Raw genomic sequence first — 25646 nt, forward strand, 5'->3', positions numbered from 1 at the left:
CCTACTTGATGTCCTTGAGGCCCAATTGCACAAACTCCGCTGACTCTGCCTCCAGGCTGCTATAGCGCTCACCGGCAGGCGCCTTGCCAAAGTGGCAGCGTTTTGCCCACTTGAGAGTGGCAGGGTCATCGAGAACCAGGATGCCCACGTTCACGGCGAACAGGACCAGGAGGAACGGCCAGCTTGGCACGCCAACCAGGAAGGCGAGAAATTCTTCCGTTGCGAGGGGTAAGACTGCCGCAGCCCCTCCGGACATGGCTGATCCTGCATAGAGAATGGCTAGACCACGATTGCCCTTTGCATACTCATCGTAGGCATGATCGGCATCCCACCCCACACCCACCACCGCCCCAGCAAAACCGATCCAGCGCCCTTTGACAGCGAGTTTTTCACCAGTTCTGACCCATTCCGCCTTCGGTGGCGAACGCATGATGCGCTGAACCAGTGGATGCGTAGGTGCCTTTTCCAACGCAACACCCGCCTGTTCGGCGACGGTGCCGGCCATGGCCACCAGGCCGCCGATCAGCTTGGTGCCTTTTTCCCCCTCATCGAATTCGCCGGCGGCGCGGAAGGATTGCGTGGCGTGGTAGAGCGCCAGCCCTTGCAGGATGCAGGCGACCGCGCCAACGTTCACGAAACGGGAGCCCAGGACTGCCTTGACTTGTCGCACGCCGGGTACGTCGTTTTCCGTGTGCAGCCTGAGCGCGCCAAGTTCAGCATTACTCGCCAGATCCTCGGTCCTGAACCAGACCAGGCTCGCGCTTTGCCTGAGCTTGCTGCTGGCCCGTCGCGCCCAGGCCGCAGCTTCCTCGCGGCGCTGGGTTCGGCCTAATTGCTTGTAGAGCGCTGGGTTGAGGGCCTCAAGATCCGCCAGCACCATAGCGCGAATCTGCGTGAAACTCGCGGTACGGGAAACCAGCCGCACGCCACTGAACAGGCTCATTCCATACAAGGCCAACCGGGCGGACGTTGAGCCCGCTTTGTTGGCCAGCGTTGGAATAATCTGATCAGCAAGCATCCACGTCAGGCGTGGCACCAGGCCCATCTTCGCCAGCGCTTCCGGTAGGGTTAGGCCCTGCGCCATGACGTCCATCTTGTCGATGCCGCTTTTCAGGATACCGAAGATGGCCCCATATCCCTGGTCGGTCGGGTCCGGCACGGTGTCGATGATGGGCTTGTGGTCCAGCATCAGCGCACGCGCCAGCAGATTGCTGTGGTTCTCCGGATTCGCGTCGTTAAACCAGCGCTGGACCACCCTGCGGCATTCCACGGTATCCAGCGCATTTTCCAGGCATCGGGTCAGCGACTCGTTGTAGACATAGCCATGCGGCAGCTCCAGCTTGTCATGGCGGTGTTGCATGTAGGCGGCAAGCTGGAGGCTCACGAGCCATTGTGCGAGGGAAGCCGCGATAGGTGCGAGCACATTCTCGTTGAGTGCCTTGAGCCGTGGCGCCAGGTCCTGGTGGCGCTTGCCTGGCACCAGTTCATCTTCATAGGGCTTCCAGGCGGCGTCGCTGGCGGCCTTCAGTCTCCCAAGGCGCGTGGCCTCCCGCGCGGCGTCTTCGCGCTTCCAGCGCTCGGCCGTCGCCTTGCCGTTGAACACAGCCTGGAAGAGCTCGTAAGCTGGAAATCCGTCTGGTGTGGTCGCCGTGCGCTCCGCCTTAGCAGCGGCCGCCTCGGCCTCCTCCGTGTGCTGCGCCTCCGCGTTGGCGCGAATGTTCTTTTCAAGCGTATTCAGGAACAGATCGGTTGCCTTATCCCGGATGACGCCATTGTTGGCCTTCGGATGCAGCTTCGGATTGGTAAGTTTGCCCAGGTCCTCCGCAATGCCGAGCGGATCGTTGAAGGCCAGCATCATCGCGTCACCGGGCGAGGTGCGTTCCATGGCTTCGTTGAGGATGGCGCCAGGTGTGGCGCCGATCAGGTCCACCGGCTTCCCGGCACCTGTCCGCGGTGGAGCGCTCAGATACCGGAACGCCTCTTCGTAGGGCTGGGGTTGCATGGCAAATGTTGCAACGCTCTTGCCCAGTTCTGTGGTGCGCGCCGCATGCGCCTGGCTATGGCTGCCCATCCATGCCTTCACATCCAGAGACTGCATGTGCTTGCTGCGCAGGTCTGGCTGGTTCTTGTTGTCATCCAGTTGCGCCTGGGTCCACTGCACATGCGAGTAGGCATACCAGACGGTCGTCGCGTGCTTCGGGCCGGGAATCGTGAAGTACATCGACGTGTAGACGTGACCAAAGCCCACGCTGCAGAAGAATTCGGTCGGCGTCCTGGGCGGCGCTGGGCGCTCGGGGATGATTTTCCACAGGTGCCCGCCATTCAGCACGAGATAGCAATCCCAATGTTGCAAGGCTTCGTGGAACACGTACAGAAAGCCCGGCCGCATGACACGCAGCGTGTACTGCGCACCGCCGCCAAGCTGGGCCGGCGCATTCTCGATCTTGAAATTGCCAGACAAGGCGGGGGCGCCTTGCTTGCCCTCCGGGCCGACCACGGCATACCGCACCGGCAGAACTGCCAAGCCGGGCAGATGGTCGCAGAACGAACAACCCTTGACGGGCGGCGTAAATTGATCCACAAAATGCTTGGCGTTATCCATGGTGTGAGGTGCCTGCGGTCTTCCTGGCGGTTTCCGCCATGATTTTCATGAGTTGCCAATCGTCGGAGGACAATTGGGCCAGCGCCTGGCGTAGGGTCATCTCGCCGCTGGCGACGACCGGCCACAATGCCTGCAATTTCGTGTGGTTCTCGAAGGGCTGACCCAAGGCAGCGGCATAGGTGGCGTAGTGCCGGCGGTCCAGGTCACTTGACACATGCAATTCCGCGGCTGCAAATCGCAGCAGCCGGTCGACGTTGGGTGCCTGCGCAATTGATGGCCTGGCGTTGCCCGCCAGACGGAGCAACACTTGTTCGATAGCGGTGGTCTGCACAACCGTCGGCCATTGGATCGCATCCGGCCACCAGGGCCGGGGATCGGCACTATCTGGGTGTGCCTGTGATTGCGGCCTCTCGAGTTCGTACCAGCCGCCCGCCCAAACAAAGCTCCACGTCTCGCACGGACCGAACAACGCTTGTAGTTGCGCCGGACGCAGCAGCCAGGCCATGTGCATGAAGACGCGCGGATCGTAGAAGCGCCAGAGGGCACGTCCCTCGGCGTGGTCGGTGCCGGTCAGGCACGCCGCAAAATGCCTGGCGACATCCTTCACGGCCGCTGGCCCTCGCAGCCACGCACAAACGACGGGCGGGTCGCCGCGCTGGACCGCTTGCCAGGTATGCAGCAGCAATGCGTGCCGAGCCTCGTGCCGGATCTGCGTTAGGTCCAGCAGCAACGGCATGAGGTGCGCGTTGTCGCCGATACCGGCCGGCAGGCACTCCTGCAAGGGGAGTTCCGACAGGTCCAGCGTCGCCGGATCGTGGTTCAGCAAGTCCAGGACCAGTACGCCGGACTCCCAGATACGCGGCCAAGGCTTCGCGACCAGATGGTCGGTCGTGTATTTCGCCATGTCCGCCTCCTAATGAAGCGGCACGGTGCCCGCACCGCTGGCGGCCGCTCCCGCTGCGAGGTGGGCGCAAATCTTGGTGGTAGGCATCGCATAGGACGCCGGCTTCGGCCCGGTCAACAGCTTGCTGCCCGCGTACACGGCCCATTTGCTGTCCGTCAGGTTCTCGATGCCCTCCGGCGTGATACGGATTTCGCTGCTTCCCACGTTCAGGCGAATGCCTTTCTTGCCACTGATTTCGACCCAATCGGTGGTGGACAGGATGCGCAGCACCTTCTGTGCGATCAGATCCAGGCCGTCCGATTGGGCCTGCACCTCGACCTTGCCCCTGGCGGCGAATAGCTTGATGCCGCCCTGCTGCACGAACAGCGAGAAGCGGTCTATCGCTGTCGCGTAGATCCCGCCACCGGTCGAGAACGACAGGTGCTGGCCGCTGGTGAGCGCGATGTGTTCGCCGCTGGCAATATGCGTGCTACCCGGCGCGGCGGTCAGGATGCCGGCCTGGCTGGCGACGGTGATATGGGGCTCGCGGAACTCGGCCAGCTTTACGCCGCCCTTGACGGCATCGGCCTGCTGGTGCAGGGCCTTGGCAACCTCTTGCTGCTGGCCAGTTTGTGCCTGGCCGTTGACCGCGCTCCTTGCTAGCGAGTCGGCCAGCGTCAGCGCCTCCTGCATGAGCCCGATCACGTCCTCGACGCTCATCATGCCGCCTTCGGCCTTGTCGCGGCGGTAGGTGGTGAGCAACAGGCCCAAGGCCGCGCGCAAGGCAGCATGGCCGTCAGTGCGCGCTTCCAGTCCCTCGCCGCGCTTGTCCTGCCGCCCGGTGTTGTCAGGTATCCCGGTGAGATACCCCATGCTGATTTGGGAGGTCAGGTGGTCCGATGAAAGCTGCGCCTGAATCTGCCCCTTGGTGTCATCGAGCACGAGGTGGTTGCTGCGCGAGCCATCATGCTCGCGGCTGCGGATGCCGGTCAGTGCGTGCTGATCCGGCAGTCGCCACGGCGGCATGTTCGAACTATTGGCAAGGGCCGCTGTGATGATCGGCTTGTCGGGATCGCCGCCGTCCAGGAACGACACCAGCACTTCAGAGCCAATGCGCGGAATGCTGATCTGGCCATGCTGCGAACCGGCCCACGGCGTGGCGACCCGCATCCAGCAGGCCATCTTGTTGAAGCGGTCCCACGGGAACTGCACGCGCACGCGGCCATAGACATCGACATGCGTGACGTGTCCCTCTGGACCGACGACGGTCGCGCTTTGGGGGCCGCTGACGACCGGCCACGGAATGCTCAAATCGGGCCGGTAAATCTCCTGCGCCGGATGGCATTCGAACTCCACGCGGCAGTGCCAGCGCTGGCCTTCCCCGGAGGCTTGCGCGATATCCTCCAGCTTGAGCGTCGCGTCGAGAATCACATACTCGCGGTTGGCCGCCTGCTGGGGGTGGCCCTCGATGACCGTAGTACAGCCCGGTATTACCGAGCGCAAATTGCCTGCGCCGAAACAACGCAGCCCCTTTGAGCGGATCGCTTCCATGCGGATGCGCGCGATCATGTCGCCTTCGTCCCACGGGCGGTTGTCGGTGCCAGGCTGGGCGTGCTCGCTCGGGAAGTCGTAGACCTCCTGATGCAGGTCTCCGGTGTTCCAACCGGTCTCGCGCGGGTCCGAACTGCTGGCGGTCAGGTTGCCGCGCGGCTGCGTGAAGCTGTAGGCATTGGTGGTGTACTTGCCTGCGACCACGGCGTCCACCACGGTGAAGCTGTCCAGGTATTCTTCGTCAATCTTGACGCCGGGCGGGTGAATTTCGAGTGTTTGATAGGCTTCGCTCGGGTTGCGGTAGTAGCCCCCCGGCATGTCGGCCAGAATCAAGCGGTGTTTGCCTTCTGAATGCTCGAAGAACCACGAGATCCCCCAGTGCTGCATGAGACGGGCAATGAACGTGTAGTCGCTTTCGTCGCATTGGGTGCGATAGGTGCGTCTGGGATATTTCGCCCCGTCCAGCCTGCGCTCGACGGGGAAAGAATAGGCCGACAGCACCTCCTCGATGACCTCGATATCGGTCTTGTTCTCAAAAATGCGGCTGTTCCTGTTCTGCAAAGCAATCCACAGCCAGGGACGCAACGTCAGCCCATAGACGAAGTGCCGCCCCTCTGCGCGCAAGTACCTCGCCCTGTCCACGATGCCACTGATCTCGCGCGTCCCTGCACCAACGCCGCCCGCCATGCCGGTGCCCATGCCGTCCAGTTCGATGTGCACGGTCAACTCGCGTCCGTTCATCTGGCGCAGATCGAAGTTGCCTTCGGGACCGCGAAAGTTGTAGTCCTTGTCGGCGGTCTTGAGTTCGATCTCATATTCGAACAGGTCGCAAAGGGCTTCCTTGCCCTCCATGCGCACAAAGGTGAAGGGGGACTGTCCAAGAAACTCCGGCAAGGCGGGGCCGGAGACAGTAACAGTACGAGCGGAAAACGGCAGGTTGTCGCGGATACCCATGCGGATGGCCTCCTGAGATGAGGATTACCGCAGGGCACCCGTGATACGCGCGAAGCACCTTCTGCGGAGCGGAAAGCGATGTTATCCGCAAAAAGTGCTTCACAAATGCAAACTATTGACAAATTTGTCGATATAGATACATTTTCAGATAAATCCTAGTCATCATGCGGCACATTTGACTCACGCCAGTCGTGGCGATGGGGCGTGGTCCAGTGTTGGCGCATCCAAGCGCTCCTCACAGCGAATCGTCTTCTTTGGATTGCAATTCCTGCAGGGGCCGCAGCGCGGCGAGCAGCCGCTCGAGCATCATCACCCAGTCTTCCTGTTCCTCAATGACGCAATCGGCCAGTTCCGTCAGCGTCATGTCGTCAGTCGAATACGACAGGCTCGCGCCGTTGATCGCGCTGGCCAGCGCCCGGAGGCAGCCTCCAGCCTTGCGGCTGGCGGCCTTCCCGGGTGTTTTCGCGCCCCGATACGGCTCAGGGCTTCTTTGGCCGTACTGCGTCCGCCGTACCCTGGATGAAAGCCTGAATCTTCACCACGTCCTGCTCGGTCAGCTTGCCGGTGAAATCCGGCATGCCCTGCTGCACGAAGGGACCGTTGAACACGATCTTGCCCAGGTTCTCGATCAGCCCGGACCCGACGTAAGCCAGATTGGGGATATTGCCGCCCTTGTCCACCCCCGGCACACCATGGCAGAACACACAGTTGTTGACGTACAGCTTCTGCCCTTCCTGCACATGGGCGGGGTTGTACTTGACGCCGGACAACAACTCGGCCATCGGATACGCTGGCGCTTCGGCGGCCTTTGCCTTGCCGCCCACGGCAAACGTGTAGACCGTGCCGGGTGCCTTGCGGTCGGTGGCGCGCGCGCTCAGGCCGAACACGCCACCCCACCCTACGGCAATCGACACGTACTGCTTGCCGTCGGCCAGGTAGGTGACCGGCGGGGCCACAACCCCCGTACCGACCGGCGCCTCCCATAGCTTTTCGCCGTTAGCCGCGTTGTAGGCGATGAAGCGGCCGTCCGCGGTGCCCTGGAACACCAGGTTGCCGGCCGTGGTCAGCGTGCCGCCGTTCCACGGCCCCGTATAGTCCTGGTGCCAGGCCGCCTTCTGCGCGATCGGGTCCCATGCGATCAGCCTGCCGAACGGCTTGCTCGCCGGTGGCTCGGCATTGACCAGCATGCCGAGGTTCCATCCCACCCCGCTGTGCGCTTCCTGGGAGTCCTTCTGGTTGCGCGCCCACGCCTTGTCGTCCGCCAGGGTCAGGGGCACGTGCTGCGCCGGAATATAGGCCAGGCCGGTGCGCGGATTGAACGACATGGCATGCCAGTTGTGTGCGCCGAACGGCCCAGGCACCACGTCGACCGGCTTGAGGCTGGTATTGGCAAGCGGACTCTCGACCGGCCGCCCATCCTTGTCGTAGCCCGTGGCCCAGTTCACATCGACGAAGTTCTTCGCCGAGATGAACTTGCCGTTGGTGCGGTCGATCACGAAGAAGAAGCCGTTCTTCGGCGCGTGCAGGATCACCTTGCGCGGCTGGCCGTCGATCTTGAGGTCGGCCAGGATGATGTCCTGCGTCGAGGTGTAGTCGGAATTGTCGCCCGGCGTTTCCTGGTAGTGCCACACGTATTCGCCGGTATCGGGATTGAGCGCCACCACCGAGGCCAGGTAGAGATTGTCGCCGCCGCCGGGGCTGCGCAGCTTGCGGCTCCAGGGCGCGCCGTTGCCGGTGCCGATATACATCAGGTTCAGTTCGGGGTCGAAGGCCATGGTGTTCCACACGGTGCCGCCGCCGCCATTGAGCCAGTATTTGCCGCTCGGGTCCCAGGTGCCGGCCGCGCGGGCCATGGCCTCGTTCTCGAACGGCTTGGCGGGGTCTCCCGGCACCGTGAACCAGCGCCACCGCTGCGCGCCGGTCTCGGCGTCGTAGGCGGTGATGTAGCCGCGCGCGCCGTACTCCGCCCCACCGTTGCCGATGATGACCTTGCCCTTGTACACGCGCGGCGCGCCGGTGATGGTGTAGGAGAACTTGTGATCCACCACGGTGTCCTGCTCCCACGCCTTCCTGCCGGTCGCGGCGTCGATGGCCACCAGCCGGCCGTCGAAGGCACCGACGAAGACCTTGCCCTTGTAGACCGCCACGCCGCGGTTCACCACGTCGCAGCAACCCTTGTAGCCGAGATTGCGCGGCACCTTGGGATCGTAGGTCCAGAGCCGCTTGCCGGTGCGTGCGTCGATGGCGTGGACCACGCTCCACGGCGCCGTCACATACATCACGCCGTCGACCACCAGCGGCGTGGCCTCGACCCCGCGCGTCGATTCCAGGTCATAGGACCAGGCCAGGCCCAGTTTCGCGGCATTGCCGGTGTTGACCTGATCGAGCTGGCTGAAACGCGTTTCCGCGTAGTCCAGCCCGTAGGAAGGCCAGTTGGCGGTGCCGCGCTCATTGGCGCGGATCGCCGCGCCGTCGATGCCGGCGGTAATGGCACGCACCTTTTGCACAGTGAGTGCCCTGGCGGGCTCGGCGTCGGCGCCGAGCGCCGCGCCCGCCGGCGATGCCAGCGCAACCACCGCGGCCGCTCCCAGCCACAGCGCGGCTGCCCTGTCCTGCTTGCTCCTGCTTCTTCTCGTCATGGTCTGCTTTCCTTGTCAGGTCTGGTCAAAATACTTTGAGCACGCGAAGATTGAAACGGCTGCCTTCCATCGGCCCGTTGCGCACCGAGATGTCCTGCCCATAAGTGCCCAGCACCTGCACGGTCGGCGTCGGGAACCACGCCATCCCCAGTGAGAACTTGGAACTATTGGTGTTGTCGTTGCGCGAGACGCCGTTCACCTTGCTTTCACCGCCGGCCGTCCAGGACAACCCGCCGCGGATATCGAAGGTATCGGTGACGTTGTAGCGCAGCCAGCCCTGCCCCTGGAACAAGGGGGCCTGCTTCAGGGTGGCCGAGGCCGCGCCAAACTTGTTGTTGTCGCCATAGAAGGTCACGTCGGCGATCAGGTCGAGGGTGAGCTTGCCGACCAGGGGCGTGATGTAGCCCGCCTGCAAGGCGAACTTCCAGCGGTTCTCGCCAAGGTTGAGTGCCCGTTCCTTGTCGTAGCTGCCAACCGGCACGTAGAGGAACGGCGTAATGCCGAAATACCGCTTCTGCTGCGGCTGGTTGACCAGCCATACGGTCGCGGCCAGGATCGGATCGCCCATGCCGCCACTGCTGCCGAGCCCGCTCAGCTGGTCGCGCCCGCGCAGGTTGCCGAACGGCAGCAGGATCTGCGGGTCAACGGTGAAACCAGCGATGTCCATGAAATGCACATAGCGCGCGATGCCGATATCCGAGTTCAGGTTGCCGCCGGCCACCTGCCTGCCGCTGGCGTAGACCTTGTCGCGCTCAGCGTGCTGGTAGTAAAGCAAGCCCAGGTTGGTGCCCGCCGGCAGCGCGGTATAGTCACCGGCGTCCACGTCGATGGCGTGCGCGGGCGCTGCCGCCAGCACCAGGGCCGCGATGGCGCCGCCATGGCGCAGGGCCGAACGCATCCCCCGGCGCATGGCCGGTCCTTGTTGTTTCATGTCTCCTCCATCTTTTTGTTGTGTGCCCATGCCGCGACACAGCCAGAAGGCCGTGCCAGGTCTGACGGGCTGAATGCCGCAGGCGCTCAGGCTGCCTGCTGGCGCGCGATATTGATCACGCTCAGTTGCGCATATTCGGCCAGGCCCTCGGCGGCGAACTCCACGCCCACGCCGGACTCCTTAGCGCCCACCAGAGGGATGTGCGGGCCGAAATGCAGGTGATGGTTGACCCACGCAGTGCCCACGTCGAGCCGCTGCGCCACGGCATAGGCACGCGCCTGGTCGGACGACCAGACCGAGCCGCCCAGGCCGTAGGGCGAGCCGTTCGCGCGCGCCACGGCATCGTCCAGGTCTTCGTACCTGAGCACCGGCAGGATCGGCGCGAACTGTTCCTCGGCGACCAGCGCATTGGTGTCGGGCAGGTCGCGCACGATGGTGGGCGCGATGAAATAGCCGTCGCCCTTGAGCGCGGCGCCACCGGCCAGCACCTTGCCGTCGCGCCGGGCCGCGGCCAGGAAGCGGCCCGCCTTGTCGAACTGCATGGCGTTCTGCAGCGGCCCGAGGGTCACGCCGGGCTCGGCGCCGTTGCCGACCACGGCCTGCCTGGCCAGTTCGGCCAGCGCATCGCAAAGCGCGTCATGGATGGAGGCATGCACGTAAAGGCGCTTGAGCGCCAGGCATACCTGCCCGCAGTTGTAGAAGGCGCTGCCGAAGATCCTGGGCGCGATTTGCGCCACGTCGGCGTCGTCGAGCACGATGGCACTGTCGTTGCCGCCAAGCTCCAGCGTGATGCGCTTGAGTCGGGGCCCGGCGCTTTCCATCACTTTCTTGCCCGTCGCGGTGGAGCCGGTAAACGAGACCTTGGCCACGTCGGGATGCGATGTCAGCAGGCCGCCCAGATCGTTGAGATCGGTGATCACGTTGAGCACGCCTGCCGGGAAGATGCCGTTGGCGATGGCGCCGAGCTGCAGCGAAGCCAGCGGCGTGGTCGGCGCGGGCTTGAGCACCACGGTATTGCCCATCAGCAACGCGGGCGCGATCTTGTAGGCGGCGATCAGCACCGGGAAATTCCACGCGGCAATGGCGGCGACCACGCCCAGCGGCTTGTGATGGACTTCGATGCGATGGGTGGCATCGTCCTGCACCACCGCTACCGGCAACGCCATGCCGGCGATATGCCGCACGAACGCCAGCGCGAACTGCAGCTCCTGGCGTGCCTCGGCCAGCGGCTTGCCCTGCTCCAGCACCAGCGACGCGGCAAGGTCTTCCGCGTTGGCCGCCATCTCGTCGGCCAAGCGCAGCAGCAAGGCGCGGCGCGCTGGCAGCCCGAGCGCCGCCCAGCCCGGCTGGGCCGCCTTGGCCGCGGCCACCGCCGCGTGCGCATCGCGCTCGGTAGCGCGGGATACCGTATTGAACACCTTGCCCGTGGCGGGATTGATCACGTCCAGCAGGGCCCCGCCCTCGACCAGCTTGCCGCCGATCACCAGTGCTGCATTGCTTGGCATATTCTCTGTCTCCTTTGTCTGTGCAGGTAGCGCTCATGCGCTCGTACTGCTAACTGCAAAGGGCGTGCCCGGCGCATCGTGCGCGCGCTCGCTTGCCGTCGCATCCACGCCATCCCGCGCGTTGCGGCCGCTCCCCAGGCCTGATGGATGCAGGTGTGCGTGCAAGCGGCGCCGTGTTGCTGTCTCAAACTGCGCCGGTGTCTCGACACAACTGAGACAGGCAGCGAAAAGAAAAAGCCCCCGATAACCGCGCACGCGATCATCGGGGGCCCTCAGGACACTGATCTGGTCTGCCTGCGATCAGCCGGGGTTGTGGCGCGCCAGCTTGCGATACAGGGTGGCGCGCGAGATGCCCAGCGCGCGCGCGGCTTGCGACCGATTGCCGCTGAGCTGAGCCAGGGTCCTGAGGATCAGCTCGTTCTGCACATCCGCCATGACGGTGGAGTGGCCAAGGGCTGGCCGCGCCGCCAGCGCCGGTGTGCCGGTCGCCGCCGCCGCCGCCGCCGCCGCCGCCAAGCAGTCATCGAAATGCTCGCGCCGCACGATTTCGCTATCGCCGGACAAGGCAATGGCTGCGCGCAGCACCTGGTGGAGTTCGCGTACATTGCCAGGCCAGTGGTGCGACATGACCAGGGCCATGGCATCGGCGTCGAGCCGCTTGGACCGCCCGCGCGCGAGCGACTGCAGCACGCACGCCACAAGCTCGGCCATGTCCGTGCGCTCGCGCAGGGCAGGCATGCGCACCGACATGCCGTTCAGGCGGTAGAACAAGTCCTCGCGGAAGGTGCCCTGGCGCACCAGGTCGGGAAGATGGCGGTGGGTCGCGCAGATCACGGAGATATCGACCGGCACCGGCTTGCTGCTGCCGATCCGGGTCAGGCTGCGCTCCTGCAGCACGCTCAGCAGCCGGGTCTGCAGCGCCAGCGGCATGTCGCCGATCTCGTCCAGGAAGAGCGTGCCATGATTGGCCTGCTCTATCTTGCCCGCGCTGCCGCCCTTGCGGCTGCCGGTAAATGCACCGTCGGCATAACCGAACAGTTCGGCTTCGGCCAGGCTTTCGGGAATCGCCGAGCAGTTGAGCGAGACGAACGCTTCGCCCGGCCGGCTGGCCTCGTGCAGGGCGCGCGCCAGCATGCTCTTGCCGGTGCCGGTCTCGCCCAGCAGGATCACCGGCACCTGCTCGCGGATAACAGTCACGGCCTTCTCGACGGCGCGGGACAGCGCCGCATCGGCAATCACGCTTGACCCGCTGTCGGCCGGCTTGCCGCCATCGCTGCCATGCGGTTGACGCCCGCGCCTCGGCGCAGCCTGGTCGAGCGAAACAAAGAAGCGCTCGCCGCCAAGCGCGCTCAGCAATCCATGGGTGGATGCCGCCGTGCCATGCAGACCGCTGGCGAAGACCTGGCGCAACTCGGTACCGGCACCGTCAGTGCCGCGCAGTTTCAGCATCTGCCGCGCGGCGCGGTTGGCGGCCACAATCACGTCATCGCCCGAGATCGCGACAATGCCCTCGGCCGGCGTATGCAGCATGCGATGGTCATGATGCAGATGCAGGATGCGGCAGCCATGCAGCCTGGCGTACAACCGGTTCTCGATCGACATGGCGGCCGACTGCACGAGGCTGAGCGCGTAGCTGGGCAGGTCCACGCCGAAACCGGTGATGTCGATCACGCCGATCAGCTGGTCGTGGCAGTCGTAGATCGGCGCTGCCGCGCATACCACGTCGACAAGCTCATTGAGATAATGCTCGCCACGCCGTATCTCCACCGCCCCGCCGCCTTCGATCAGCACGCAGGCTGGCGCGTTGGTGCCGAGCGAACTCTCGCACACGCGCTTGCCGCCCCGGAGCACGGCCGCGGCAGCCGGGCCGACGCCAGCGCGGGTACTTGCGTTGGAACTGACAATCATGCCGTCGGCGTTGGTGCAGAACACGAGCCAGTGCTGTGCGGGAAACGCGCGCGCCAGAATCTCCATGTCCTCGCCGCAGGCTTCGATCAGCACCCGATGTTCATCCTCGATCCATTGCAGCTGCGTGCGCGAGACAGCCGTGCTGAACAGCGCCTGATCCTCGGGCCGCATGCCGGCGTTGGAGGCACGTTGCCAGCTCCTGGCAACCAGGTCGGATACGGTCCCGGGAGGAATGTGCTTCCCTTCGAAAAAATTCCGTCTCGCAAGCTGCACGTCCGTTGCCAGGCCAATCGATCCATGCCTCATTCAGTCGTCTCCGTACGGTCTTGTTCTGATGGCGCTGACTGCCGCTAACTGCCGTTGCTGCCGCTGCTGCCGCGGCGGGGCGCGCGCGCTGGAGAGGAACTGTAAGTGAGGCACCCCCCGTTTTCAAGCGCATGACGGTGCGGAACATGGTTTTCACCTAGCGCGCAAGCACGAGGCCAGCTCCCCTGCTACGAAACGAGCGGCACACCGTCTCAATTTGAGACAGTGCTGGCCAATGCCGCCAGGAACGCTACAGGTACGGCCGGCACACCAGACCCGCTTTGCCAGCCGCCAATGCGCCAGGTAGTCTCCATTTTGACGTGGCCTCATGGTTGGCCACGCCGGCCGGATCCACTTCAGGCAGCAAAAATGCAGCCCAGCGCCTAGTCTTTCCTTGTGGCAGCAGCCAGGAGAGCGCAATGAACGAAGAAACCTTCAACCTCAGCATCCGCAAGTTCCTCAAAGTCGTCGGCGTGAGCTCCCAGCGGGAGATCGAGCTGGCGGTGTCCAGGGCGATTGCCGCAGGCACCATCAGCGGAACCGAACGCTTCCCGGTCGTGGTCACGCTGGAACTGGCCGCCTTGCAGGTCAAGGTCCGGTTCGACGGCGAGATTCAGCTCGAATGAAGTCACTTGCCAATGCACTGTGGCCCTGTTGCGAGAGCGCCCAAGAGCCGCCATCAGCTGGATGATCCCGCTCGGCGGGCGAAGCATAACGAACCGGGATCGTCCATGCAGATCGCGCTCAATGCCGATACTACGGCTGCAGAACCTTACGGCGTTTGCAGCGACACCCCGTACTGCGCAAAGATCTGCTGCAGCTCGCCGCTGCGGCGGATCGCGTCCAGCGCGTTCTGCAGTGACTCGGCGAGTTCGCTCTCGTCGGACTTGACCGCCATGCCTATGGCCCAGCCGCGCGCCGGCAGCAGCGGCGAGGCAACGTCCACCGCGGCGAAACGCGCGGCGGACTGGCCGGCCGCCTTGAGCGCGCTTTCGTATTGCGAGCGCGTGACCATTGCCGCGGCAATCTCGCCGGCAAACAGTGCGCGCAGCGTTTCGTCTGGCCCGGCATAGATCTTCACCTTGTCGCGCAGCGCGCCCTGCGCCCCGGACAACAGGGCATTGGCACCGGCGGAGCCCGCTTCCGCGCCGGTAGCCTGCCCGGCCAGATCCCCTAGCTGCCGGACCTCGGAGACACGCTCGCGGTCGTGTACCAGCACGAACATCTCGCGGTGATAGGGCGCAAAGATCAGCGCCTTGTCGTTCGCGCGCATGAACGCACGGTCCACCGGCACATGCAGCATCACATCCGCCGGGCCATAGCCCAGGTAGTGGCCACGCCAGACCATGTTGCGCAGGTCGTCGGACATGTTCTCGTCGCCATCGAACGGCAGCAGCGACACCGCCAGCCCCATCTGCTTGCTCAAGGCCTTCGCCAGCGCCACGTCGATGCCCGGCAACGGGTTGCCCGCGGCCGTGGAGAATGGCGGCAGGCTCTTATAGACGGCCACCTTCAAGGTCCCGCTCTGGCGGATCTTGGCCATATCGGCCAGCGACGGCTGGGCGCAGGCGAGCGCGGCCACCGCCAGCAGTGCGCTGGCCAGGCGACGGGGGCCAGCCGGGACTGGCATGGAGCGCGCAAGGCCGCGCAAAGAGCTGGCGTGCATGGGAGGTCTCCTGTTTTTTTGATCTTTGTGGTTGTAAATCCGGGGGAACGGGAATCCGGGGAAGCGCGTGCAGCCCCCCTCCTCCCCTCATTCGTGGCGCGACTCGAGGTAAGTCTTGATGGACCAGACGGCTTCCTGGCTCAGCACGCCGTCGAACGGCGGCATGTAGACCCGGCCGTCGCGCGTACGCCCCTTGCGCACGGTGGCGGTGAAGTATTGCGAGATCTCGCCCATGCATTCCTGCTTTTTCTTCGCGTTGGCCAGCGCCGTGCAATCGCCATCGAGCTTGCGCAGGTCCGGCGCGATGCCGCCGGACACCGCTTCCAGCCCATGGCAGCGCGCGCAGTTCTGGTTGTAGGCCGAGGAGCCGATACGCAGTGCTTCCTGCTGCGCATCGCCGGTCCTGTATGGATTATCCGGACGCCATTCCTCGCCGAGTTGCGGTAGTGTCTTGGTGTCCACGGCTTGCGGCGTGACGTCGCCATGCGCCGATGCGGCTTGGGGTAGCGCTCCGGCCAGCAGCGTGCAGATGGCAATCAGGGCAAGTGTGCGGCGTGGTGTTTTCATCAGTGTCACCTCCAGTTGTTGAACGCGTTTTGAAGGTGACTTCCGCAAAAGCCATACCAAGCGCAAAGTGGGCCATAAACCGGGCTGCCCCCCGGAAAATGGCTGGCGTGTGACACAGCCTGCCAATGCCAGTGCCCTGGAATGCAACACCCTGGCAAGCGTTTTGCTTCATGACGCAACACTTCCGGGCCATGTCGGTCACGCCAGGACTCGGAGCGACTCGCGCACAGATCGCGGGCGACTTCCACAGGAGACAGAAAAATGACATTCCAAGCGGCCGCTGGCCCGCATGTACCCGGCGTCTCGCCGGCGGTAACGGGCAACCCGGCGGAGGGCGACCGGCCTGACCTGATCGCCCAGGCCCACCAGCGCTCCGAATCCTATGGCTTGCGGCCCTATGAATCGCCGGACTTCTGCCCGGTGCTGCAAAACGAGCTGAAAACCCAGATAGAGCGCAGCCAGTCGCTGTTCACCTACGCGCTGCCGGTCATGGAGACACTCTATGACCAGATCGTCAACACGCAGAGCATGGTGATCCTGACGGACGCCGCCGGCCTGATCCTGCACTCGCTGGGCGACGACGATTTCCTGGCCAAGGCCAGCAAGGTGGCCTTGCAGCCCGGCGCGCTGTGGTCCGAGGAAAGCCGGGGCACCAACGCCATCGGCACCGCGCTGGCCGAGAACAAGGCCACGCTGGTCCACGGCGCGGAGCATTTCCTGGAAGCCAACCGCTTCCTCACGTGCTCGTGCATGCCCATCCTCGATGCCTACGGCAAGACAGTCGGCGCGCTCGACGTGACGGGGGACCAGCGCGGGTTCCACAAGCACACCATGGCGCTGGTGCGGATGTCGGCGCAAATGATCGAGAACCAGCTGTTCGCCAATGCCTTCCAGGACATGGTGTGTGTCCGGTTCCACTCGCGCGCGGAGTTCATCGGCACCCTGGTCGAGGGCATCGCCTCCTTTACGCCGAGCGGACGCTTCCTGTCGGCCAACCGCAGCGCGCAGTTCCAGCTTGGGATGTCGGTCGCCGCCTTGCACGCGCACACCTTCTCCTCGCTGTTCGGCCAGTCGCTATCGCAGTTGTTCGACGCCGAACGCAAGGCCCCGGGCGGCGTCGTGTACTTGCCGCTGCCAAGCGGCGTCAAGGTCAGCGCACGCATCGAGTGGAAAGCGCCTGCCGCTAGCGTTCCGGCGGTGGCCATCGACCGTGGCAGCGCGCAGGCGCAGTCCAGGCCTGAAGCCACCTGCCTGCCCCACCGTGCAGCCACGCAGCCGACCCAGCCCGGGCTGGACGACCTGGACACCGGCGACGCCCAGATCCAAGGTGTCATCACCAAGCTGCGCAAGGTGATCGGCAAGGATATTCCCGTCATGGTGCTGGGGGAAACCGGCACCGGCAAGGAATTGCTGGCCCGCGCCATCCACGCCGACAGCCCGCGCCATGCCGGGCCCTTCATCGCGGTCAACTGCGCCTCGATACCGGAGACGCTGATCGAATCCGAGCTGTTCGGCTACGAGGAAGGCGCCTTTACCGGCGCCCGCAAGAAGGGCGGTATCGGCAAGATGCTGCTGGCCAACGGCGGCACCCTCTTCCTCGATGAAATCGGCGATATGCCCTTGCACCTGCAGGCGCGCATGCTGCGGGCGCTGCAGGAGCGCGCCGTTACGCCGCTGGGCAGCAGCAAGGTGATCCACGTCGATGTGTCCGTGATCTGCGCCACCAATCGCAATATGCGGGAACAGGTGGCCAATGGCTTGTTCCGGGAGGACCTTTACTACCGCCTGAACGGCCTCGTGGTGCGGCTGCCGGCCTTGCGCGAGCGCAGCGACCTCGATGTGGTGGCCAACAAGCTGTTGCGCGAGGGCCAGGCCAGCGGGGGACCGCGCATCAAGGACTCGGTCATGGCCATGTTCCGCAGCTATCACTGGCCGGGCAATATCCGCCAGCTCGGCAACCTGCTGCGCACCGCGCGGCTGATGGCCGAAGGCGAGGCGGAGATCACCGAGGACCACCTGCCCGACGACTTCCTGGAAGACCGGCTGGCGCGCCAGGCCACCCACCCCGCGCACGGCGCCACGGTGGCACCAGACGCCGCACCGGACGGCGAGCGCGCCGCGGGGGCGGCGCCCCGCGCGCAGCCCACCCGCCTGGCCGACGTCGAGGCGCTGGCCATCGTCGCCGCGGTCAAGGCGCACCACGGCAATATTTCCGCGGCGGCCAAGGCGCTCGGCATCTCGCGCAATACGGTGTACCGGAAGCTGGACGAGGCCAACGCGCTGCCGCAGCAGGATGGCTGAGACGGCAGCCGTGTGCGCCGGCTGGCGCTCAGGCCAGCGGCTCGCCGTTCATCCACAGGTCTTCCAGTTCGCGCCAGGCGTGCTGCACATTCAAGGGATGGCGCGAAGCGAAATAGCGCCAATGGCGGTACGGCCCGGCGGCGGCCGGGCTGAGCACGCGCGCCGCATCGCCCCCTGCTTCCAGTGCGGCGGCGACACCGCCGGCCAACGCGTCCAGGTAGGCCAGCGTGGGCGCCAGCGTTTGCGCCGGCGTGCCCGGCGCGGTGCCCACCACGATATCGGCGGGTAGCGCAGACACGGCGCGCAGCGCGCGCCGCCAGCCTTGCAGGGAAGCCTCCTGCATCTCCGGAACGCGGTCGCGGTAGGCCAGGCCGCCCACGCATAACAGCCGCCGCCGTGGCGCATACAGCACAGTATCCGCAGCGCTATGCGCCCCCGCGTGGACCTGCACTTCCCATGCGGTGGCGCCGGTCTGCAGGCGATCGCCATGGCGCAAGCCGGGTTCAGGCAACACGATCCGCGTGCCGCGCATCGCGGCTGGCCCCAGTTGCGCGGACAGCCGGGCCAGGCACGCCTCGCAGCGCTGCCGCATCAGGCCAGCGGTGGCGGCAGAGGCCAGGAACGCGGGGCGCGGCCGCAAGCGAGCGAACGCCGCGTTGGCCAGCACGTTCTCGGGATGCGCATGGGTGTTGACCACCCAGCGCACCGGCTCGGGCGTCACCGCCCGGATCGCCGCCAGCAGCCCGTTCCCCCAGGCCAGATGCGGGCCCGGGTCGACCACCAGCACCCCGGCTCCGGTCACATGGACCAGGGTCGGCACCACCTCCCCGGCATTGGCCCGCGCCACCTCGGCGTTGGCTGCGCTGGCCACATACACACCAGGCTGCAACCTCGCCAGCACCACGCGGCCCAATGCCGCGGCCGGTCCGGCGCCGCCGAGCGCCATCGCCAGCAGGGCGCCCATGAATCCGCGCCGGGCGGGATCCGTCACCGCTGCCGGCCCGCCGCGCGGATGGCGGCACGCAGGGCCTCGGCCATGGCACCGGCGGGCACGTGTCCGCCAGGCACCCAGACCAGCCGCGCCCGGGGCATGACGGCCTGCAAACGCAGAGCGTTGGCCGGCCGGCAGACCGCATCGGCACGGCCATGCAGCAAGGTCACCGGCACGTCCCGCGCGCCGATCTGCGCCGCCGCCTTCAGCAGCGCCGGCTTGCCCAGTCCGGCGCGGCGGCGCAGGTAATGCGCCTGGACCCGGTATTTGTTCACCGCTGCCATGCGCTCGCGCCACGGCTGGCGCACCGGCCGCGTCCGGCCAAGACCCAGCATCCGCCGTTCGGCGCGCTGCCACTGTCCGGCAGTGTCCAGTTTTTGAACAGTCGTACCACTTTGCAACACTTGCGACACAGTGAGCAGGCGGGCCCGGGCATCGGACGACCGCACGCCCCTTGCCATGACGCGCCGCAGCATCGCGCCGCCGCGCGGGGAAAAGAGCCGATGGATATCGTCGCGGCCAGTCAGGAAAGCGCCCCGCAGGACCAGGGCCGCCACCGCATCGGGATAGCGCGCGGCATAGGCCAGCGCCAGCGCTGCTCCCCAGGATCCGCCCACCACGCCCCAGCGCTGGACGCCAAGCGCCTGGCGCAGCTGCTCCAGGTCTGCCAGCAGCACGCCCGCCGTATTCCGGCGCAGCGTCCCGGCGGGCCGCGAACGGCCCGCGCCACGCTGGTCGGGCATCACCACGCGGTGCCGCAACGGATCGAACCACGCCACCATCGACGGGCTGCAGCCGCTGCCCGGCCCGCCATGAAGCACCAGCCATGGATCGCCCGTGGCCGGCCCCGCCTGCCGCACATGCATGCGGTGGCCATCCCGCATGCGGAGGAAAGAACAGTGGGACGGCGGCGGCGCTGCGGGCATGGATGTTGCCTCGGAAAGAACGCGGCGATGTCCGCCGCAAGACCACACGCTGCATTCACTAACTATGCCACCCCGAGGAGGAGACATGAACTGGACCACCCCCGCCTACAAAGAACTACGCCTGGGTTTCGAAATCACGATGTACATCGCCAACCGCTGAGCCTCTTTGCCTGAACGCGCCAACCTGGCAAGGCCCGCTCCCCGCGGGCCTTTTTTCTCGCTGGCGGGCTTTTTGCTCTTCGACTCTGTCACGAACCCTATCGATACGCGTCATGACAATACTCCGGGTCCTGGGATCGGCCGCAGGCGGTGGCTTTCCCCAGTGGAACTGCAACTGCCGCCATTGCGATGGCGTACGCAACGGCACGCTGCGCGCCACGCCGCGCACGCAGTCATCGATCGCCTTACGCGACGCAGGACAGGACTGGGTGCTGGTCAACGCCTCGCCCGACATCCTCGAGCAACTGCGCCAGTCGCCAGCGCTGCAGCCGGCGCGCCAGCCGCGCGACACCGGCATTGCCGGGGTGGTGCTGATGGATGCGCAGATCGATCACGTGACCGGCCTCTTGATGTTGCGCGAGCATCGGCAGGCGCTGCCGGTCTACGCCACCGCGGCGGTCCTGCAGGATCTCGCCACAGCATTCCCGCTGACACGCATGCTGTCGCACTACTGCGGGCTGGACACGCACACGCTGGCCCTGGACGACGCGCCCTTCACGGTGCCGCCGCTCCATGGCGTGATGCTGACGGCGGTGCCGCTGGAGAGCAAGGCGCCGCCCTATTCCCCCAACCGCAACGCGCCGCAGCGTGGCGACAATATCGGGCTGCGCATTGTCGATGCCGCCACCGGCCGGCGCGCCTTCTATGCGCCCGGGCTGGGCCGCATCGAGCCGCGCGTGCTCGACGAACTGCAGCGCGCCGACGTAGTGCTGGTGGACGGCACCTGCTGGCGCGACGATGAGATGCAGCAGCTTGGCTTCTCCGCCAAGACCGCCGCGGACATGGGGCATCTCGCGCTGTCCGGCCCGGGCGGCATGATCGAGACGCTCGACCGCCTGCCCGCGGCACGCAAGATCCTGATCCACATCAACAACACCAACCCGATCCTGGTGGACGACTCGCCGCAGCGCGGCCTGCTGGCGGACCACGGCATCGAGGTGGCCTACGACGGCATGGAAATCACGCTATGACACAAGCCACGGCCTGGAGCCCCGCCGAATTCGAAGCGCGCCTGCGCGCGAAAGAGACCGGCTATCACATTCACCACCCGTTCAACCTGCGCATGGCGGCCGGGCAATGCACGCCGGCGCAGATTCGCGCCTGGGTGGCCAACCGCTTCTACTACCAGACCAGCATCCCGCTCAAGGACGCTGCCGTGCTCTCCAACTGCCCCGACCGCGCCACGCGCCGCGAGTGGGTCGTGCGCATCCTGGACCATGACGGCACAGACACCCAGGAGGGCGGCATCGAAGCCTGGCTGCGGCTGGGCCTGGCGGTGGGACTCACGCGGGACGCGCTGTGGTCGCACCGGCACGTGCTGCCCGGCGTGCGCTTCGCCGTCGACGCCTATGTGAACTTCGCGCGGCGCGCGCCCTGGCAGGAGGCCGTGTGCTCCTCGCTGACCGAGATGTTCGCCCCGGAAATCCACAAGGAGCGCCTGGCCGGCTGGCCGGGGCACTATCCGTGGATCGAAGCGCAGGGGCTGGATTATTTCCGCTCGCGCATTCCGCTTGCGCAGCGCGACGTCGATCACGGCCTGCGCGTGACGCTCGGCTACTTCCGCACGCCGGAGCAGCAGCAGCGCGCGCTGGACATCCTGCAATTCAAGCTCGACATCCTGTGGTCGATGCTCGACGCCATCCAACTCGCCCAACCATGACCCCGACCGAAGCCGACCTGACCAAGCCGACGCTGCACCGGACCTTTCGCCTGCAGTGGGAAGACGCCCAGCAGAGCTGGATCCTGCTGTATCCGGAAGGCATGGTCACGCTCAACGACAGCGCGGCTGCCATCCTGCAGCGCTGCGACGGCAGCCACACTCTCGACATGCTGATCGACGACCTGCAGTCCGCCTTCGGCGTGCAGGGCATCGCACCGGAGGTACACGCCTTTGTCAAACATGCCATCGAACGCGGCTGGCTGGTCTGAGCCGCCAGCAGCCATGGCGCCACCCGGGCCGCCGCTATGGCTGCTGGCGGAACTGACCTACCGCTGCCCGCTCCATTGCGCCTTCTGCTCAAACCCGGTGGACTATGCCCGGCATGATGCCGAGCTCGACACCGCGCAGTGGCGCGACGTCTTCACCCAGGCGCGCGCACTGGGCGCCGTGCAACTGGGCCTGTCGGGCGGCGAACCCCTGCTGCGCAAAGACCTGGAAACACTGGTCGGACATGCCCACGGGCTGGGCTTCTACACCAACCTCATCACCTCCGGCATCGGCCTCACGGATGCACGGCTGGCCGCCTTGCGCGTTGCCGGGCTCGACCATATCCAGCTATCGTTCCAGGACTCCACGCGCGAACTCAACGATTTTCTCTCCAGTACCCGCACCTTCGACCTGAAGCAGCGCGTGGCCCGCCTGATCAAGGCGCACGGCTATCCGATGGTGATGAACTGCGTGCTGCACCGGCATAACCTGCCCCACGTCGGCGCCATCATCGAGATGGCGCTGGAGATGGGCGCCGAATACCTGGAACTGGCCAACACCCAATACTACGGATGGGCCTGGGAGAACCGGCAGGCGCTGATGCCCACGCATGAGCAACTGCGCGAAGCCGAAGCGGTCGTGAATGCCTACCGCGCGCGCATCGGCAACCGGTGCAAGATCCTGTTCGTGGTGCCCGATTACTTCGAGCAACGGCCCAAGAAATGCATGAACGGGTGGGGCACCACCTTCCTTGGCGTGGCGCCCGACGGCGTCGCGCTGCCCTGCCACGCGGCCCGCATGCTGCCCGGGCTCGACCTGCCGAACGTCACCACGCGATCGCTGCGTGAAATATGGCGCGACAGCGACGCCTTCCAGCGTTTTCGCGGCACGCACTGGCTGCCGCAGCCTTGCCGATCCTGCGACTCGCAGGCGCAAGACCATGGCGGGTGCCGCTGTCAGGCGTTCCTGCTGACCGGCGATGCCGCCGCCACGGATCCGGTCTGCGATCGGTCGGGAGAACATGGGAAGGTCATGGAGATCGTGCTACAGGGCAGGCTGGCCGAGGCGCAGGCGCGCGCACGGGGGCACGGGATGGTCTTCCGCAGCGATGGGAATTCGCTCAGGCTGAGCAGCGAAGCTGGCTGCGCCGGCAGAAAAAGCGCCAAATAGAAAATTCGAAAATTCGAAAATTCGAAAATTCGAAAATTCGAAAACTCGAAAAATCGAAAAATCGAAAAATCGAAAACAGAAAAATCAAAGACGTTTCACACCGTGCCTGGGCAGCCATGCGGGCCGATGTGAAACGTCCTTGCGAATCCTTCCTTCGTATCCGGTTTTTATCCGACCGTCAGGCCTGACACCGGTCTATTCCAAGGCTCATCCGATACTCACCCGATGCTCACCCGATACTCAGAACCCACTCTGCCAGCTTCCTGGCATCAGTCTCGCTGAGATTGTCGTGTGGCGGCATGGGAATCCGTCCCCAAACGCCTTTCCCGCCCTCACGGATCTTTTTCGCGAGCCGCTCGGGTGCTTCCCCGTCGCCCTTGTACTTGCCCGCCACCTCGGCAAAGCCTGGCCCGACTACCTTGGTCTTCATGCCATGACAAGAAAAGCAGCCGCTCTTGTCAGCCAGCGCCTGCATATCGGGCGCCGCTTCGACACGGGCGGCACACAGCATCATCGTCACCACCACCACGGTGCCCGTCAACGACAGGAATCCTCTCGCCTTCTGCATATCTACGTCCCAATGCTCTGATCATCGACCCGCCCTCGCGCGTGCCGGCGCCGGTGTGCGATGCCGGCACGCGCAGGACAGCTACGCTACATGGTGTCCGGCAACATTCAGCTCTTGTGCAGCTTGAACACCCACACCGATCCGCCCTGCTCCAGGAAATTCACGCGCTTGGCGACTTCCCCGCCCCACAGCGGCACGGCGCCGCCCCAGCCCGACACCACCGCCACATACTGCTCGCCGCCCTCCTCCCAGGTGACCGGCGGCGCCACCACGCCGCTGCCGGTCTGGAACTTCCACAGTTCCTTCCCGGTCTTGGCATCCGCGGCCTTCAGGTAGCCCTCCGGCGTGCCCCAGAACACCAGCCCGCCGGCGGTGGTCATCACCCCGCCCCACAGTGGCGCGTAGTTCTTGACTTCCCACTCGATCTTGCCGGTCTTGGGGTTGATCGCGCGCAGCGAGCCGATGTAGTCCTCGTTGAGCGGATGGATGGTGAAGCCGGCGCCGAGGAACGCGGCGCCCTTCTTGTAGCCCACGGGTTCGTTCCAGATATCCATGCCCCATTCATTGGCCGGCACATAGAACAGGCCGGTCTGCGGGCTGTAGGCCATCGGCTGCTGGTTCTTGCCGCCGAGGAAGCCCGGCGCGGCGAACACGGACTGGCCCTTCTTCGGATCGCCGCCCGCCGCCGGGTCGCCCGGCCGGCTTTCCGCGATCATGTTGGGTCGTCCGGTCTTGAGGTCGATGCTGCTGGCCCAGGTGATCTTCTTGACGAAGGGAAAGGCGTTCACCAGCTTGCCGCTGGTGGCGTCATTGACATAGAAGAAGCCGTTGCGGTCGGCCTTGCCGCCCAAGCGCTTCCCATCCTGGTCGAAGGTCACGAACTCATTGACGCCGTCGAAATCCCAGCCATCGTTAGGCGTGTTCTGGTAATGCCATACGATCTTGCCGGTGGCGGGGTCGAGCGCCACGGTCGAGGCCGAATACAGGTTGTCGCCCTTGCGCATGTGGCTGTTCCACGGCCCCGGGTTGCCGGTGCCGAAGTAGGCAAGGCCGGTCTGCGGATCGTAGGTGCCGCCAAGCCAGGTGGCCGCGCCGCCGGTCTTCCAGGTCTCGCCGGGCCAGCTGGCGTTCTGGGTGCCGGTCACACCGTTCTCGGTCTTGTTGCCGTCCTTGTCATACTTGTAGCCCATATGGCCTTCCACCACTGGCCTGGACCACACCATCTGCCCGGTCTTGGCGTCGCGTGCCTCGACCCGTCCCACCACGCCGAACTCGCCGCCCGAGATGCCGGTCAGCACCATGCCTTTGACGATCAGGGGGGCCGCCGTGTAAGAGTATCCGGCAGCATAGTCTTCGATCTTCTCCTTCCACACCACCTTGCCGGTCTTCTGGTCCAGCGCCACCAGTTGCGCATCGAGCGTGCCGAAGATCACCAGGTTGTCGTACAGGGCCGCGCCACGGTTGACCACGTCGCAGCAGGGCATGATGCCTTCGGGCAGGCGGTGCTCATATTTCCACAGCTTGGTGCCTGTCTTCAGGTCGAGCGCGTAGATGCGGGAATAGGAGGCGGTCACGAACATCTTGCCGTCGTGGATCAACGGCTGCGCTTCCTGCCCGCGCTGCTTCTCGCCGCCGAAAGAGAACGACCACGCCGGCACCAGCTGGCTGATGTTCTTGGTGTTGATGCGGTTCAGCGTGGAAAAGCGCTGGCCTTGCGGGCCCATCCCCCACGACAGCACGTCGCCCGGCGACTTCGCGTCGTTCTCGATCATGGCATCGGTCACCGCGGCCTGCGCCACCAGGCTCGCGGTTGTCGCCGCGAGCACCATCATCACGCGTAACGTCCTCATTGTCTGCTCCTCTGTCTTGTTGTCGATCTTCGCCGGTGTGCCACGCACACCAGACGGACACTTGGCAATTCCCATGCCAAGGGAAAACACCCGCATCCGGGCCCATAGCAGCCCGATAGCGGCCCCATCGCGGCCTACGGATGCCTTGATGGCGTACCAGCGCGGAACACTCCGTTGCCGTT

The 25646-nt window shown here is 65.4% G+C and carries 21 protein-coding genes; 7 read left to right on the top strand and 14 right to left on the bottom strand.

The features are described 5' to 3' along the window. Position 1: 1 nt before the first annotated feature. The 8 genes from AC1RWI_RS03785 to AC1RWI_RS03820 form a co-directional block, all read right to left on the bottom strand. Positions 2 to 2602 (bottom strand): T6SS effector BTH_I2691 family protein, encoded by a 2601-nt coding sequence (locus tag AC1RWI_RS03785; protein ID WP_492864645.1) that lies wholly within the window; start codon positions 2600 to 2602, stop codon positions 2 to 4. After that, the gene (locus AC1RWI_RS03790) at positions 2595 to 3506 is read right to left on the bottom strand and encodes a DUF4123 domain-containing protein (RefSeq protein ID WP_492864647.1); all 912 of its coding nucleotides are present in this window, start codon (positions 3504 to 3506) and stop codon (positions 2595 to 2597) included. Before AC1RWI_RS03790 ends, AC1RWI_RS03785 begins: the two co-directional genes overlap by 8 nt. A gap of 9 nt (positions 3507 to 3515) precedes the next feature. Next, positions 3516 to 5990 (bottom strand): type VI secretion system Vgr family protein, encoded by a 2475-nt coding sequence (locus AC1RWI_RS03795; RefSeq protein ID WP_492864649.1) that lies wholly within the window; start codon positions 5988 to 5990, stop codon positions 3516 to 3518. A 235-nt stretch (positions 5991 to 6225) separates the two neighbouring features. Beyond that, the gene (locus AC1RWI_RS03800; protein WP_492864808.1) at positions 6226 to 6402 is read right to left on the bottom strand and encodes a hypothetical protein; all 177 of its coding nucleotides are present in this window, start codon (positions 6400 to 6402) and stop codon (positions 6226 to 6228) included. A gap of 67 nt (positions 6403 to 6469) precedes the next feature. After that, positions 6470 to 8629, bottom strand: coding sequence for a PQQ-dependent dehydrogenase, methanol/ethanol family (locus tag AC1RWI_RS03805; RefSeq protein ID WP_492864651.1), 2160 nt, complete (start codon positions 8627 to 8629; stop codon positions 6470 to 6472). A 25-nt stretch (positions 8630 to 8654) separates the two neighbouring features. Next, positions 8655 to 9560 (bottom strand): transporter, encoded by a 906-nt coding sequence (locus AC1RWI_RS03810; protein ID WP_492864653.1) that lies wholly within the window; start codon positions 9558 to 9560, stop codon positions 8655 to 8657. An 86-nt stretch (positions 9561 to 9646) separates the two neighbouring features. Continuing rightward, positions 9647 to 11065 carry an aldehyde dehydrogenase family protein gene (locus tag AC1RWI_RS03815; RefSeq protein ID WP_492864655.1) on the bottom strand — a complete coding sequence of 473 codons (1419 nt, stop codon included), beginning with the start codon at positions 11063 to 11065 and terminating at the stop codon, positions 9647 to 9649. 300 nt (positions 11066 to 11365) lie between these two features. After that, the gene (locus AC1RWI_RS03820; RefSeq protein ID WP_492864657.1) at positions 11366 to 13279 is read right to left on the bottom strand and encodes a sigma-54-dependent Fis family transcriptional regulator; all 1914 of its coding nucleotides are present in this window, start codon (positions 13277 to 13279) and stop codon (positions 11366 to 11368) included. 419 nt (positions 13280 to 13698) lie between these two features. On the opposite strand from AC1RWI_RS03820, the gene AC1RWI_RS03825 reads away from it, so the two are divergent. After that, a complete protein-coding gene (locus AC1RWI_RS03825) occupies positions 13699 to 13905 on the top strand; it encodes a DUF6494 family protein (RefSeq protein WP_492864659.1) in 207 nt (68 codons plus the stop codon). Between the two features lie 146 nt (positions 13906 to 14051). Here the strand turns inward: AC1RWI_RS03825 and AC1RWI_RS03830 are convergent, their stop codons facing one another. Beyond that, a complete protein-coding gene (locus tag AC1RWI_RS03830) occupies positions 14052 to 14945 on the bottom strand; it encodes a substrate-binding periplasmic protein (RefSeq protein WP_492864661.1) in 894 nt (297 codons plus the stop codon). A gap of 87 nt (positions 14946 to 15032) precedes the next feature. Beyond that, positions 15033 to 15512, bottom strand: a complete 480-nt coding sequence (gene pedF / locus AC1RWI_RS03835) for a cytochrome c-550 PedF (protein ID WP_043346793.1) — start codon at positions 15510 to 15512, stop codon at positions 15033 to 15035. A gap of 261 nt (positions 15513 to 15773) precedes the next feature. Here pedF and AC1RWI_RS03840 point away from each other — a divergent pair, with 261 nt between their 5' ends. Further along, positions 15774 to 17813 carry a sigma-54-dependent Fis family transcriptional regulator gene (locus tag AC1RWI_RS03840; RefSeq protein WP_492864663.1) on the top strand — a complete coding sequence of 680 codons (2040 nt, stop codon included), beginning with the start codon at positions 15774 to 15776 and terminating at the stop codon, positions 17811 to 17813. A gap of 28 nt (positions 17814 to 17841) precedes the next feature. Here the strand turns inward: AC1RWI_RS03840 and AC1RWI_RS03845 are convergent, their stop codons facing one another. Beyond that, entirely contained in the window at positions 17842 to 18777 is a 936-nt protein-coding gene (locus AC1RWI_RS03845) for an MBL fold metallo-hydrolase (RefSeq protein ID WP_492864665.1), read from the bottom strand. A 23-nt stretch (positions 18778 to 18800) separates the two neighbouring features. Continuing rightward, complete coding sequence (locus AC1RWI_RS03850; RefSeq protein WP_043346799.1) at positions 18801 to 19730, bottom strand: alpha/beta fold hydrolase; 930 nt, start codon at positions 19728 to 19730, stop codon at positions 18801 to 18803. An 85-nt stretch (positions 19731 to 19815) separates the two neighbouring features. Here AC1RWI_RS03850 and pqqA point away from each other — a divergent pair, with 85 nt between their 5' ends. The 5 genes from pqqA to pqqE all read left to right on the top strand — a co-directional run bounded on the left by pqqA (position 19816) and on the right by pqqE (position 23046). Continuing rightward, complete coding sequence (gene pqqA, locus AC1RWI_RS03855) at positions 19816 to 19890, top strand: pyrroloquinoline quinone precursor peptide PqqA (RefSeq protein ID WP_006161450.1); 75 nt, start codon at positions 19816 to 19818, stop codon at positions 19888 to 19890. A 112-nt stretch (positions 19891 to 20002) separates the two neighbouring features. Continuing rightward, positions 20003 to 20920, top strand: coding sequence for a pyrroloquinoline quinone biosynthesis protein PqqB (gene pqqB, locus AC1RWI_RS03860; RefSeq protein ID WP_043346801.1), 918 nt, complete (start codon positions 20003 to 20005; stop codon positions 20918 to 20920). Then, complete coding sequence (gene pqqC, locus AC1RWI_RS03865) at positions 20917 to 21609, top strand: pyrroloquinoline-quinone synthase PqqC (protein WP_492864668.1); 693 nt, start codon at positions 20917 to 20919, stop codon at positions 21607 to 21609. The genes pqqB and pqqC overlap by 4 nt, the downstream gene beginning before the upstream one ends. Next, positions 21606 to 21878: a pyrroloquinoline quinone biosynthesis peptide chaperone PqqD gene (gene pqqD / locus AC1RWI_RS03870; RefSeq protein ID WP_035862268.1), complete on the top strand. Its 273-nt coding sequence runs from the start codon at positions 21606 to 21608 to the stop codon at positions 21876 to 21878. The genes pqqC and pqqD overlap by 4 nt, the downstream gene beginning before the upstream one ends. Continuing rightward, a complete protein-coding gene (pqqE, locus tag AC1RWI_RS03875) occupies positions 21850 to 23046 on the top strand; it encodes a pyrroloquinoline quinone biosynthesis protein PqqE (protein WP_492864670.1) in 1197 nt (398 codons plus the stop codon). Before pqqD ends, pqqE begins: the two co-directional genes overlap by 29 nt. A 229-nt stretch (positions 23047 to 23275) precedes the next feature. Here the strand turns inward: pqqE and AC1RWI_RS03880 are convergent, their stop codons facing one another. Further along, a complete protein-coding gene (locus AC1RWI_RS03880; protein WP_492864810.1) occupies positions 23276 to 23560 on the bottom strand; it encodes a c-type cytochrome in 285 nt (94 codons plus the stop codon). A gap of 161 nt (positions 23561 to 23721) precedes the next feature. Beyond that, complete coding sequence (locus tag AC1RWI_RS03885) at positions 23722 to 25464, bottom strand: PQQ-dependent methanol/ethanol family dehydrogenase (protein ID WP_043346807.1); 1743 nt, start codon at positions 25462 to 25464, stop codon at positions 23722 to 23724. Positions 25465 to 25646 lie beyond the last annotated feature (182 nt).

The organism is Cupriavidus sp. MPR-AND1C, from assembly GCF_058809705.1.